This is a genomic window from Rhodococcus yunnanensis NBRC 103083 (assembly GCF_001895005.1).
Lineage (GTDB): Bacteria > Actinomycetota > Actinomycetes > Mycobacteriales > Mycobacteriaceae > Rhodococcoides > Rhodococcoides yunnanense.
The window spans coordinates 143442-156416 of record NZ_BCXH01000015.1 but is presented as its reverse complement, the minus strand read 5'-3'; the positions used below and the strand labels follow the sequence as shown (position 1 = coordinate 156416).

Here is a 12975-nt window from a genome sequence, read left to right as displayed (position 1 = left end):
CTCACATGCGCAAGTACCGACGGCCCAGCCTCTGCTGAGGCAAGGGGCGTCAGTCGAATCAGTCTCTGGTGTTGGAGCGCTCGGGCGGCTGATCGACGAACGACACCGAGTCGTCGGACGTTTCCGGGCTCAGTGGTACGGGGGTGTTCCGTTGCACCGCCATCTCGATACCGATGCCCCGGGCCCACAGGGTCGTCAATGTGTCCAGGGCCGTGGCTTTGTCGTACCGCTCGCCGAACAGGAACCATTGTCGAGCGAAGAACTCGATCATGCCGCCGAGCGCGCTCGCTGCGATTTTCGAATCGAGGTCAGCCGCAGCCACTCCCTCTTCTTTCCACCGGTCGATACCTGCTTCTATCCGCCGGAGGAACGGAGAGCGGACCTCCAGGCGAAGCTCGCGCAGATACTCGTTTCGCGGCGATATCTGCTCGATTTCGTGCATCAACCGGGCACTACGCTGGTATGCATCGAGGTAACGGGCAGTCGCATCACGAATGCGCTCCACTGGAGTCGCGTCCCGACTCAAACCGGACCGGGCGGCGTTGAAGACTTCGCTGGTGACCGTGCTGACGACTTCGCGAAAGATCTCTTCTTTCGAGTCGAAATAAGTGTAGAAGGTCCCGTACGACATCCCAGCTCGAGCGGGGATGTCGGCGATCCTCGCTTCGTGAAAGTTCTGCTCTTCGAATACCTCGCGGGCGGCACGGATCAGCGCGTTGCGGGAGCTCCTTCCCCGTGCAGTCTGCGGCTGCCTGTTTGCGCTCCGCGTCGGTTCTGTGAAGGAGTCCACCGTCCTACCAATCCATCCATGTCGGGCCACGAGAGCCATCACTCACCACAGGGTACGGGTGCCGCCGTTCTCAGCCTTTCGTGAACTGTTCCGGCACCCAGATCAAGCGCGCACGAATGAACTCGCCTAAACCTTTGGCCTGAGAGTCGAGCGCAAGATTCGACGCTACACCGTGACCCAGCCACCCCTTGACGACGAAGTTGAGCGAGCGCAGTTTCGGAAGTACGACTCGTTCGATGTCGTACTTCCGATCACCAGGCAACAATTCGGACATGAGTTCTGTGGAGATACGTGAATGCAACCACTCCCACTCCTGATCGGTGCGGGCCCACAATCCGACGTTCGCGTTCCCGCCTTTGTCCCCGGACCGGGCTCCATAGACAGAGCCCAGCGAGACTCGGCTGAGTTTCCCGTCGAGCTCGACCGGCGGGGCCCCGGTATCGGGTGCGACACCGACTCGGTGATCGAATCCGCGCGGTGTCGCTGGTATCACGACCGCTGTCCCGTCGACCGTTGCCTTGGACACGACCCGATCCGCTTGAACGAGCCCGGGCACGAACCGCGCGAACGACGATGCCGGACGAGGCGGGTTGATGGTGTAGAAACCGGGATAGCTCGCCAGGCCGGTACCGGTAACCGCCGATGAGAACGCGCGCCCGACGACCTTCTCGTCCTGACCGCTGACCGCGATGCGCAGTAATGTCGTGGCAGCCCCGACTGTCGCCGGATCGTCCACCGCGTGACCGATGAGTTCCACGGAGACGTCGTCGAAGACCTCCTGCCCACCGGGAATCGCATCCCAGATCGCGGCCTCGGCCATTGCTGCTTTGCCCTGTGCGTCCAACCCTGTCAGGACCAGAGTCATATCGTTGCGCCATCCGCCGGGCTCGCCCATGGAGACTTTCAGCGTATCCGGCGGCCTCACACCACGCACTCCGGCTACGTTCACACGGTCCGGACCGACCTGCTGCAGCTCCACGGTGTCGAGGAGTACCGAGACGTCGGGATTGTGATAGACGTCGGATTGAATCTCGTACAGGAGCTGAGCGGTGACCGTATCGGTCGACACCACACCGCCCGTTCCCTGCACCTTCGTGATGGTCGACGACCCGTCGGCCTCCAACTCGGCGACCGGAAATCCCAGTCGCGGATCTGGTCCGAGTTCGTCGTAGAAGGCGTAGTTTCCACCGGTCGCCTGGGCGCCGCACTCGATAATGTGCCCGGCGATCACTGCGCCGGCGAGTTCGTTCCACTGGTCGGTGGCCCAGCCGAAACCCCACGCGCCCGCACCGGTGACCAGCGCCGCGTCGGTCACTCGGCCTGTGACGACGATGTCGGCCCCAGCGTTCAACGAGGCGGTGATCCCCCACCCGCCGAGGTAGGCATTCGCAACGACGGGCTCGAAGGTCTCATCGAACGGCCGCCCGTCGAACCGAGTCAGCGATCCATCGGCGACAAGCTCGTCGACACGCCCGACGATGTTGTCGCCCGAGACAGAGCCGACACTGACCGAGAGTCCCAGCCTGTCCGCGATCCTCTGCACGGCCTCTGCGCAACCGTCGGGGTTGATTCCTCCTGCGTTGGATACGATTTTTATCCCGCGATCGATGCACGTCCCCAGAACCTCTTCGACCTGGATCAGGAAGGTCGAGGCGAATCCCTTCAATGGATCACGCGCATGTTGCTTCTGCAGGATGAGCATGGTGAGCTCGGCGAGCCAATCGCCGGTCAAGACATCCAGGTCCGGATACTCGACGACTTCGCGAGCAGCTGAGATGCGATCTCCGAAGAAGCCCGAGCAGTTGGCCACGATCAATTTGTCACGTGTCATTTCTCGTCATCCATTTCCACGAGTGTCTGATCATGTTCGACGACCTCGCCGACCTTGACGTGCAGCGCCGTGACGACTCCGCTTTCCACTGCCCGAACCGAGTGCTCCATTTTCATCGCCTCGATGACCACCAAGACCTCGCCTGCCTCGACCTGATCGCCAACCGCACGTTCGATCGAGATCACAGTGCCCGGGAGTGGCGACGCCAGCCTGCCCTGGATCGCTTCGGACTCTCCGACCAACGGGTCGAGCTCCGACACCACCGTCTGACCACCGATCGACGCGGCGACGATACTCGAGTCGGTGAATCGCACTGCGACGCGGTGACGGATACCGCCGATGACGAGGTCGACATGGTTTGTGTCCACAGTCAACGACTCGACCTCGAAGACTGCGTCGTCGAGCTCGACCGTCCACTGCCTGCCGGTTCGGTCGCTGCGGTACCCGACCGACATCGCCTCGTCGTCAGCCATGACTTCGACGTTCGTCAGAGCGCTGCGGACGTTTCGCCACCCGAACGGCGCGAAGCCCTGCAGCGGCTCGGCACGACGTCGCAGGACCACATCCGACAGGACTGCGGCAATGACGTTGACTGCGCGCACCTTCGCGCACGGACGGGTGATCGCGAGATCAGGATTGTCATCGAGGAACCGCGTCGGCACGCAGCCGTCTGCGAAAGATACGTTGCTCAGAACGGCCAGCAACATATCGCGGTTGGTTTTCACTCCGCCGATCACCATTCCGCGAAGGGCCCGAATCATCTGCAGACGCGCCTCGTCACGATTACGACCGGTCGTGACGATCTTGGCAATCATGGGGTCGTACTTCGGGCTCACTCGGCTCCCCGAGCTGACGCCTACCTCCCAGCGCGCGAGGCCTGCATCCCACTCGAATACATCGACCACGCCCGGCGATGGAAGGAATCCGGCGGCCGGGTCCTCAGCGTATAGACGAACCTCGAACGAGTGGCCCGTGATCGCGACGTCGTCCTGCACGATCGGCAGCCGCGCACCGTCGGCTACGGCGATCTGAAGATCCACCAGATCCACTCCCGTAACTTGCTCGGTGACGGGATGCTCGACCTGCAGGCGGGTATTCATCTCGAGGAAGGCATATTCATCGCCGAACACCATGAACTCGACAGTGCCCGCGCCGGTGTATTCGATGCTTCGAGCAAGCTCGACCGACGCGGTGCACATCTTCGCCGCAAGCTCCTCGGACAAACCGGGTGCCGGCGCTTCTTCGATGATCTTCTGGTGTCGACGTTGCACCGAACAGTCTCGCGTGCCGAGATGGATGACGTTCCCGTGAGTGTCTGCCATGACTTGCACTTCGACGTGTCGTGCTGTCTCCAGATATCGTTCGATGAACAGCGTCGGATCGCCGAACGATGCCTGTGCCTCCCGTTGCGCGGCTACCAGAACCTTCGCCAGGTCCTTGACATCGTCGACTCGGTGCATCCCCTTGCCGCCGCCCCCCGCGGAAGGCTTGACCAGCAGTGGCGGAGTCAATGTCCGGGTAGCTTGTAGAGCTGCCGCCTCTACGTCGTCCGTCAGTTCGATGCTCTCCAACACCGCGACACCCGCCTGAACCGCAATGCGCTTGGCCTGTACTTTCGGCCCCATCGCGTCGATCGCGGCAGGCGACGGACCGATCCAGATCAGTCCGGAGTCGATGACTGCTCGTGCGAATGTCGCGTTCTCGGCGACAAATCCGAACCCCGGATGCACTGCATCGCAGCGGGTCTCCTGTGCAGCCCGAATCAGGAGCGCGATGTCGAGGTAGGGGCGCGCCTTCTCGTCGTCACCGAGGTAATAGGCGACGTCTGCATCGCTCAGATAATGGGCATCGGCATCACTCGCGGCGTACACCGCTACGGTCTCGGCACCGCGTCTACGAGCAGATCTCGCGATTCGACTCACGATCTCACCACGGTTTGCTGCGAGGATTCTTGTAATTGTCACCTGATCACATCCTGAAGTTTGCGAAGCCTCGGGCACCGCTCGAAGGGCGTCCCATAGCGGCGGAGAGAGCGAGACCAAGGACTACTCGCGTGTCTCGCGGATCGATGATCCCGTCGTCCCATACCTGCCCAGTGGAATAGAGCGCTGTCGACTCACGGTCGATCTGATCTTCGATCGTCTGCCGTCGCGCAGCGTCGTCGTCAAGGTCGAACGTACGACCCGCGGCTTCCGCCGCATTCTTTCGAATGATCGACATAACGCCGGCAAGCTGCTTTCCACCCATCACCGCGATTCTGTGCGACGGCCACGTGAACACGAATCGCGGATCGTACGCGCGACCCGACATCGCGTAGTTTCCCGCGCCGTAGCTCGACCCGACCATCAATACCAGGTGCGGCACAACGGAGTTCGAGACCGCGTTGATCAGCTTTGCGCCGTCCTTGATGATTCCGCCTTGCTCATACCGAGTGCCGACCATGAAGCCGGTTATATTGTGGATGAAAAGTAACGGGGTACCGGTCTGGTTGCAGAGCTGAATGAATTGCGAGCCTTTCTGTGCCTCCTCGGAGAACAAGATGCCGTTGTTGCCGAGGACGCCAATACTCTGACCGTGAAGCGTCGCCCACCCGCATACCAAATTTGCGCCATAGATCGGTTTGAATTCCGCCAGATCGGACCCGTCGACGGTTCGCGCGATGATCTCGCGGATGTCATACGGCTGACGTGGGTCTGCCGATGGGATGCCGAGCAACTCGTCGACGGGGTACACCGGCTCGCTGCCTCCGGTCAGAGTCGACGGAGGTCGTACCCCGCGAAGATGCGCCATGATCTCTCGACCGATCCGGAGTGCATCTCGTTCATCAGCCGCGAGATAGTCCGCAAGACCGGATACCCGCGCATGCATCTCCGCGCCGCCAAGTTCTTCGACGTCCGCATCCTCGTTCGTCGCCATCTTCACCAACGGCGGCCCACCGAGAAAGACCTGAGCCTGTTCCTTGACCAGGACCGTGTAGTCCGACATTCCCGGCATGTATGCACCGCCGGCCGTGGACGAGCCGAAGACGAGCGAGATGGTAGGAATACCTGCCTTCGACAGCCGTGAGATGTCCTTGAAAGAGCTTCCACCAGTAACGAATATCTTCGACTGATTCGGCAGGTCGGCTCCGCCGGACTCCACGAGTGTGATCAAAGGCAGCCGATTGACCGTGGCCACCTCGAGTGCACGGTTGATCTTGCGGACTGTCGACGGCGACTGCGCGCCACCCCGGACAGTTGCATCGTTGGCGATGATCACGCACTCGACGCCGGAGACGACACCGACCGCGGTAACGACACCGCCGCCGATGGGATCGTCCGTTTCCGCCCCGGCGAGGGGGGACAGCTCGAGAAGCGCGCTGTCCCGGTCGATCAGGAGTTCGACCCTCTCCCGAACCAGCAGTTTTCCTCGCGCTCGATGTCGCTCGACATACCGTTCACCACCACCGGCCACCACCTTGGCGGTGTGACCCTCGATAGATTCAAGCGCCGTAAGCATTGCCTTGCGATTGCGCTCGAATTCATCCGAACGTACATCAAGCCGCGATACCAGTTGTGACATCCAACGACCCCTCCATTAACACCGAATACGGCGCATCGAATCATCATGAATTGACGGAAATATCGTGCTTGCTGATCCGTGGGCCGGTACCACTCGTCGGTAACCGGCGAGCGTGTCTGCTCGACCGGTGTCGACCGGACCGCCGATGACCGGAGGCGAAGGCCGCCTCGGTACAGTGCACAACCTACACTTGACACCATAGTCATTTCAATGGCTTCACAAATTCGCTCATGGTTTCGTCGGTCATCGCACAGAGCTCCTTCACGAGTACCCGAAGACCCGCCTCTAGATCTCTGGCCAGAATCTATCTATGACCTGCAGAAAGCCTGTTCGCTCGGACCATGCATCAGACGAGGGGCTGCGCAGTCAGCACCTCGAGCGAGGAGGTTGCAACCCACGGTGAGGCCTGCAGCCGCCTCCCAATTTTTGAAAATCATGTTGACATCCAAGTCAACTATGCGAGCATGGACCACGGATGCCGCGTCCTCGGTGCTTCACGACACGTGCATTCACGCTCGTGTCTGATGCCAGGTGCGCACGCGTAACGCACCGGGACCAGCCCGCCGTTTCAGTCCGCTCGAAAGGATCTTGGCCGACAGTGAACGATGACAATTTCGCGTGCTTCGAGACGGCGATAGAACTCCGCTTTCGTGACCTGGATCAGAATGGCCATATCAGCCATATCGCATACGTCGAGATTGCAGAATTCGCACGTGTCCGACACATGGAGTCGGCCGATATCAGCCCAGCTCGTCTGGTTGCACTGGACCGAGCAGTGATAATTCTCGATGTGCACATCAAGTACCTCAACGAGGTACTTTCCACCGCAAAGTCGGTGGTTGCGACGAGTTCGTTCGTCGCGACCACAGGCAAAACATTACGACACGAACAGTGGATCAGATCTGCCGAGGGAGTCGACAACTGCCATCTCGATTTCACCGTCGGACTGCTCGATCTCGAAACTCGCCGACTCCGTCCCAACCCGCTCGATGAACTCACATCCATTGCGGCAAAAGACAAGCCGACGACCAAAGCGCACTAGTCGACTTCAGGAGTGATCTCAGAAATGACGGAACAAAACACCACCAGTTTTACGCGAGTAGATGAAGACATCACTGGCGCAGTCGCAGTCGGACGAGTAATCGCGGGTTTGGACCAGGCGACTGTCTACGGAATGCCGGGCGGCTACACAGTTCACATTTTCGATGCTTTGCGTGATTTGAAAGCCGATGTGAATGTTCATCTCGTTCGACAAGAAAGTGTCGGTTCGGTCATGGCTGAAGCGAGCGGGCGTCTCACCGGCGTGCCGTCGGTAGTCATGGGCCAAGGTCAGTGGATTCTGGGGAATGCCGGAATCGGCATCATGGAGGCTCACCTCGGGGCGTCGCCGATGTTGGTGCTTCTCGATGCGACGGATGGTGGTCCGTCGTCGCATCTCGGGCCGTACCAGGCGAGTCTCGGTGGCTATGGCGCCGTCGATCTCCCTGCAGCGATGCGCGCAATTACCAAGGAGACGTTCGTCGCGAACGACGCCACCCAGGCGCTCCAGATGACGCAGTTGGCGATCAAGCACGCGACGTCCGGTGAGCCCGGCCCCGTCGCCGTCATCTTCCGCCGAGATTCACTGTTCGGACGAGTCCAGGTCGAGTCGCAGCCCCCGTCGTACCTCCATGGCTCGTACGGGACGCCTCGGTCCGATGTCGTGTCACCGTCGCAGATAGAGGCGGCAGTCAAGACACTCGGATCAGCACGGAAACCGATAGTCCTGGCAGGTAATGGTGTTCGTCTCGGCCATGCGGAGGCAGCGCTCCTGTCGTTCGCACGCACCCTCGACATTCCAGTCGTGACGACTCCGGCAGGCAAGGGGACATTCCCCGAGGATCACGCTCTCGCGCTCGGTGTCATCGGTTCGTTCGGACACAATCACGCCAATCGATCGCTCGGCGAGAGCGATGTGATCGTGGCAGTCGGAACGAAGCTCGGCGCAACTGATCTCGCTGACTTCCACCCCGACCTCATCTCGGCTACCCGTCAACGCTTGATCCACATCGATGTGGAGCCCAGGAACATCGGATGGACTGTGCCGGCAACCAATGCCATCGTCGGCGACGCAGAATTGAGCCTGGTGACGCTCGGTGCTCAGGCTGCGGGATTCAGCGGTGGCGGCCGCACACGCGTCGAGGAGGCACGCGCCCGCAATCGGAGTTCTCGAGCCGAATCGGCGACCGGTGACTTCAGCGCTCGCGACGCGGTTCTCATCATGAACGAGCTTCTGCCCGCCAAGACCGTCGTGACCTGCGACGCGGGTGAGAACAGGTTGTTCGTATTGAGCGACTACGTCGTGAAGGAAGGCGGGACCGTACTTCAACCTAACGGTGGTGGTGGCATGGGATACGCGATTCCATCCGCGACGGCCGCGGCGATGGTGCGGCCCGACTCGCTTGCAGTCGCCACGTGTGGAGACGGCGGGTTCGGCATGTCGTTCCATGCCCTCCTTACTGCAGTCGAACTCGGTGTCGACATGATCGTCGTGGTCTTCGACAACCGCATCCTCGGATGGGTTTACCACGGTCAGCGTGGCCGGGTGATCGCTTCCGAGTTCCCCTCGACCGACTATTCAGCGATAGCGGCCGCAGCAGGATGCACGACCTACTCGGCAAGAACCCCAGCCGAGTTTCATACCGCTCTCACCGAGGCGCTGGCTATCACAGGCGTACGTGTCATTGTTTCTTCGGTATCGAACGAGGACCGATACCAGGACGTGATGGCAGATCTTCACACCGTCGACGGTTACTCGGTGCCGCAGCAATGAACACCGAGGAAACGCTGAGCGGAAAGACCGCGTTGGTCACAGGTGCGGCTCGCGGCATCGGCCGGGCTTGCGCACTTCGATTGGCACAGGCGGGTGCAGACGTCGCGGTTCTCGATATCGATCTGACGTCGTACAACGAGTTCGAAGCCGAATCCGCGTCGATGACGTCGGACTCGACCGTCGGTGAGATTCGTGCGCTCGGTCGACGTTCCGTAGGTGTCCAAGTCGACCTCACATCTGCCGAAAGCACGAGGAAGGCCGTCGAGGCTGTTGCGGGCGAGCTGGGACCGATCGACATCGGTGTGTGCATCGCGGGTGGCGGAAAGGGCGGATTCGCCGAGACCGCGGCGAGCGTCGTCGAGATGTCTACATTTCACGAAGTCGTCGAGCGCAACCTCATGGCGACGGTACACACCTGCCAGGCGTTGGTTGCATCGATGAGTCCCGTGCCAGGCGGTCGCATCATCACGATGTCGAGCCTCTTCGGCAGGAAGGCCGAACCGGACGGCGGCTACGCGCACTACGGGGCGTCGAAGGCCGCGATCATCATGTACTCGCGGTATCTGGCTCGTGAACTGGGACCTCGCGGGATCACCGTGAACTGTCTCGCACCCGGATACATCCACACGGGCCGTCTTGCGAATGCGTTCGCCGCAGAGGGCTCGGACGAACTGTTGAGCACCGTCCCGCTGGGACGATTCGGAACTGCAGCAGACTGCGCTGGAGTCGTCGGCTTCCTCAGCAGTGAGGCTGCCGCGTACGTAACCGGCACTGTGATTCCGATCGATGGTGGCGTCAGTGCCTGAAACCAGCAATTCAGTCGGTGTCGTTCGACAAGGATACGAACCCGGAGGGTTGGCCCTCAGCGAGCTGCCATCGCCGTCCGCAGGTCTCGGAGAAGTCATCATCGCCGTCGACCTCTGCGGTCTCTGCGGATCCGACAGCCACATCTGGCATGGCGATCCGAGCTCGTCCTGGATCGAGGTCGGCACCGTTCTCGGCCACGAAGTCGTCGGACGGGTGGTCGAAATCGGCGCCGAGGTCACCACGGTGGCTCTCGGCGATCGAGTTACTCCCATGTCGATCTTCGGCTGCGGGGAGTGCGACCTGTGCGACCGCGGATTGGGTCAGCTATGCAAGAAACGCGAATGGCTCGGGTTGTCGAGAAATGGCGGGCTGGCAACAACCGTCGCGGTACCTGCTCGAACATTGCTGCATGTAGGTTCGTTGCCCGACGAGACCGCGGTGTTGACCGAACCGATGTCCGTCGCGTGTCGAGCGGTACTGACACGCGGACGCTTGTCCCCCGACGACCACGTGGTGATCAGTGGACCTGGCGCCATCGGCCTGCTCGCCGGAATCGCCGCTCGACACGCGGGTGCGCAAGTGACAGTGGTCGGTACACCTGACGATGTGGTGAACAGAGCAGGCATCTGCGAGCTGGTCGGGTTGCACCTGACAGCCGAACCGCCCCGCGGCGTCGATCTGTGGATCGAGGCGGCGGGCGCGGCCCCTGCTCTGAACAACGCCGTCCGCGCAATGAGTCGAGGTGGGCGAATAGTCCTCGTCGGAATCTACGGGGCACCGGTGACAGTTGATGTGGACGACGCGATCCGGAAGGAGGTCTCTGTTCTGGCAAGCTACTCCGGCGATGCCCAGGACTACCGAACTGCGTTGGACGTGCTTCACACTGTGCCGAATCTCGGCGCGGCCTTCGTTCACACGGTACCGATGACCTCAGCGCTGTCCGCGCTGGCTTCGATCGGATCCGGTGAGCGGCCGAAGCATGCAGTCCGTCCACGCCGCTAGAGGACTTTTCCTCTGCGCGCGAACGGATTCGAAGCCCTGACCTCACGGACAGCGGTCGACGCGCGAGCGCCGGACAGGATTACTGTCCGGCGCTCGTGCGGCGACAAACGTCAGGCAGCCGATCTGCTCATTGCTGCGCCTGTGCGGTTGGATGCGCCCAGTCAGCTCTTCGCCGCCGCGAGGTCCAACGCGATATCGGTGATCAGATCTTCCTGTCCACCGACCAGTCCGCGTTCTCCGACGGCGAGCAGGATCGCTCGGGTGTCGAGGCCGTACTGTTTGGCTGCCGTCTCGGCGTGGCGCAGGAAGCTCGAGTAGACCCCGGCGTACCCGAGGGTCAATGTCTCGCGGTCGACCTGAACCGGCCTGTCCTGCAACGGTCGGACGATGTCGTCGGCCGCATCCTGCAATCCGAACAGATCGCAATTGTGCTTCCAGCCGTGCAGGTCGGCGACGGCAACGAACGGCTCGATCGGGCAGTTTCCCGCTCCTGCACCGTGACCGGCGAGGGACGCGTCGACTCTGGTGACGCCTTCTTCGACCGCTACCACGGAATTCGCGACCGACAGCGACAGATTCTGGTGCGCGTGAATACCGATCTGGGTCTCGGCGTCGAGCACGTCCCGGTACGCACGCACCCGGTCGCGGACCCCGTTCATCGTCAACCGACCGCCCGAGTCGGTGACGTACACACAGTGCGCCCCATACGATTCCATCAACTTCGCCTGCTCGGCCAACTCAGCAGGCTCGGCGAGATGAGACATCATCAAGAACCCGGAGACATCCATGCCGAGCTCACGGGCCTTGCCGATGTGCTGGGCGGAGACATCTGCCTCGGTGCAGTGCGTCGCCACCCGCACCGACGTCACCCCGAGTTCGAAGGCGTGCTCGAGCTCTGCGACGGTGCCGACTCCGGGAAGCAGCAAGGTGGTGAGTTTGGCGCGGTGCACCACTGCGGCGGCCGCTTCGATCCATTCCCAGTCCGTGTTGCTGCCCGGTCCGTAGGTCAGGCTGTGGCCGGCGAGGCCGTCACCGTGAGTGACCTCGATGGCGTCGACCCCCGCGCTGTCGAGCGCACTGGCAACGCGTGCAACGTTCTCGGGACTGATGCGGTGACGCATGGCGTGCATTCCATCGCGGAGGGTGACGTCCTGGATGTACAGCGCAGCGCCGTCGACCGCAGTCGGTCGTGTCGTGGTCTCGCTCATCGTGCTGCCTCCAGAGTTGCGGTTTCGGCGATCTTCTCCGCGACCTGAAGGGCGGCAGAGGTCATGATGTCGAGGTTGCCTGCATATGCAGGCAGGTAATGTGCGGCGCCTTCGACTTCGAGGAACACCGAGACCTTCCACAGGCCGGGCCCCTTGTCGACGCCACCGGTCAGGGTGGCGACGGATTCGGCGTCGTCGAGTTGGGTGAACTGGACTTCCTGCTTGAGTCGGTAGCCCGGTACATAAGCCGAAACCTTGGCGACCATGTCCAGAATGGACTGGCGGATCGTGTCCTGATCCGGGTTCGACACCAGCGCGAGAACGGTGTCGCGCATGATCAGCGGTGGCTCGGCCGGATTGAGGACGATGATGGCCTTGCCGTGTGCCGCGCCGCCGACCTTTTCGATTGCCTCGGAGGTGGTTTCGGTGAACTCGTCGATGTTCGCCCGAGTCCCCGGCCCCGCGGACTTCGATGCAATCGAGGCGACGATCTCGGCGTAGTGCACCGGCGTCACCTGAGAGATCGCGGCGACGATCGGAATGGTCGCCTGCCCGCCGCAGGTCACCATGTTCACATCGGCCGCCCCGAGGTGCTCGTCCAAATTCACTGCCGGAACGACGTACGGTCCGATGGCCGCGGGAGTGAGATCGATCAACCGCTTGCCGAACGGCCGCAAGGCTTCTTCGTTGGCGACGTGCGCTTTCGCGGACGTCGAGTCGAAAATGATGTCGATATCACCGAACTCGGGATGCTCGATCAGGCCTTGGACGCCGGAATCGACCGTGCTGATGCCCATTCGGCGTGCGCGCGCGAGACCGTCCGAGGCCGGATCGATGCCGACGAGGACCGCGATTTCGACGTTCTTCGCTACCCGCTTCAATTTGATGACGAGATCGGTGCCGATGTTCCCGGACCCGATCACCGCTACTTTGGTCTTGCTCATGATGTCCTTCGATTCTGTTC

The 12975-nt window shown here is 61.8% G+C and carries 10 protein-coding genes; 4 read left to right on the top strand and 6 right to left on the bottom strand.

The window, feature by feature from the left end; all coding sequences use genetic code 11:
• Nucleotides 1-58 precede the first annotated feature (58 nt).
• The 4 genes from RY1_RS21760 to RY1_RS21745 all read right to left on the bottom strand — a co-directional run bounded on the left by RY1_RS21760 (nt 59) and on the right by RY1_RS21745 (nt 6182).
• The gene (locus RY1_RS21760; protein WP_072806118.1) at nt 59-790 is read right to left on the bottom strand and encodes a TetR/AcrR family transcriptional regulator; all 732 of its coding nucleotides are present in this window, start codon (nt 788-790) and stop codon (nt 59-61) included.
• A 70-nt stretch (nt 791-860) separates the two neighbouring features.
• The gene (locus RY1_RS21755; protein ID WP_072806117.1) at nt 861-2621 is read right to left on the bottom strand and encodes an acyclic terpene utilization AtuA family protein; all 1761 of its coding nucleotides are present in this window, start codon (nt 2619-2621) and stop codon (nt 861-863) included.
• Nucleotides 2618-4585 (bottom strand): ATP-binding protein, encoded by a 1968-nt coding sequence (locus tag RY1_RS21750; RefSeq protein ID WP_281249998.1) that lies wholly within the window; start codon nt 4583-4585, stop codon nt 2618-2620. The genes RY1_RS21755 and RY1_RS21750 overlap by 4 nt, the downstream gene beginning before the upstream one ends.
• Before the next feature lie 4 nt (nt 4586-4589).
• Nucleotides 4590-6182 (bottom strand): acyl-CoA carboxylase subunit beta, encoded by a 1593-nt coding sequence (locus RY1_RS21745; protein ID WP_072806116.1) that lies wholly within the window; start codon nt 6180-6182, stop codon nt 4590-4592.
• Nucleotides 6183-6780: 598 nt separating this feature from the next.
• On the opposite strand from RY1_RS21745, the gene RY1_RS21740 reads away from it, so the two are divergent.
• Genes RY1_RS21740 through RY1_RS21725 form a run of 4 tightly spaced genes read left to right on the top strand, consistent with a single transcriptional unit; the run spans nt 6781 to nt 10803 of the window.
• The gene (locus RY1_RS21740; RefSeq protein ID WP_072806115.1) at nt 6781-7224 is read left to right on the top strand and encodes an acyl-CoA thioesterase; all 444 of its coding nucleotides are present in this window, start codon (nt 6781-6783) and stop codon (nt 7222-7224) included.
• A 24-nt stretch (nt 7225-7248) separates the two neighbouring features.
• On the top strand, nt 7249-8994 hold the full coding sequence (locus RY1_RS21735) for a thiamine pyrophosphate-binding protein (protein ID WP_072806114.1): 1746 nt from the start codon (nt 7249-7251) through the stop codon (nt 8992-8994).
• Nucleotides 8991-9800, top strand: coding sequence for an SDR family NAD(P)-dependent oxidoreductase (locus RY1_RS21730; protein ID WP_072806113.1), 810 nt, complete (start codon nt 8991-8993; stop codon nt 9798-9800). Before RY1_RS21735 ends, RY1_RS21730 begins: the two co-directional genes overlap by 4 nt.
• Complete coding sequence (locus tag RY1_RS21725) at nt 9793-10803, top strand: alcohol dehydrogenase catalytic domain-containing protein (protein WP_169914782.1); 1011 nt, start codon at nt 9793-9795, stop codon at nt 10801-10803. Before RY1_RS21730 ends, RY1_RS21725 begins: the two co-directional genes overlap by 8 nt.
• Nucleotides 10804-10964: 161 nt before the next feature.
• Here the strand turns inward: RY1_RS21725 and dmpG are convergent, their stop codons facing one another.
• Together dmpG and RY1_RS21715 are read right to left on the bottom strand one after the other, a co-directional pair.
• Nucleotides 10965-12011 (bottom strand): 4-hydroxy-2-oxovalerate aldolase, encoded by a 1047-nt coding sequence (gene dmpG / locus RY1_RS21720; protein ID WP_072806111.1) that lies wholly within the window; start codon nt 12009-12011, stop codon nt 10965-10967.
• The gene (locus RY1_RS21715; protein WP_072806110.1) at nt 12008-12955 is read right to left on the bottom strand and encodes an acetaldehyde dehydrogenase (acetylating); all 948 of its coding nucleotides are present in this window, start codon (nt 12953-12955) and stop codon (nt 12008-12010) included. The genes dmpG and RY1_RS21715 overlap by 4 nt, the downstream gene beginning before the upstream one ends.
• Between the last annotated feature and the right edge of the window lie 20 nt (nt 12956-12975).

Coding starts and splice junctions, on each gene's coding strand:
- RY1_RS21755 (WP_072806117.1), bottom strand. CDS start 2,621: ATGACACGTGACAAATTGATCGTGGCCAACTGCTCGGGCTTCTTCGGA.
- RY1_RS21735 (WP_072806114.1), top strand. CDS start 7,249: ATGACGGAACAAAACACCACCAGTTTTACGCGAGTAGATGAAGACATC.
- RY1_RS21715 (WP_072806110.1), bottom strand. CDS start 12,955: ATGAGCAAGACCAAAGTAGCGGTGATCGGGTCCGGGAACATCGGCACC.
- dmpG (WP_072806111.1), bottom strand. CDS start 12,011: ATGAGCGAGACCACGACACGACCGACTGCGGTCGACGGCGCTGCGCTG.
- RY1_RS21745 (WP_072806116.1), bottom strand. CDS start 6,182: ATGTCACAACTGGTATCGCGGCTTGATGTACGTTCGGATGAATTCGAG.
- RY1_RS21730 (WP_072806113.1), top strand. CDS start 8,991: ATGAACACCGAGGAAACGCTGAGCGGAAAGACCGCGTTGGTCACAGGT.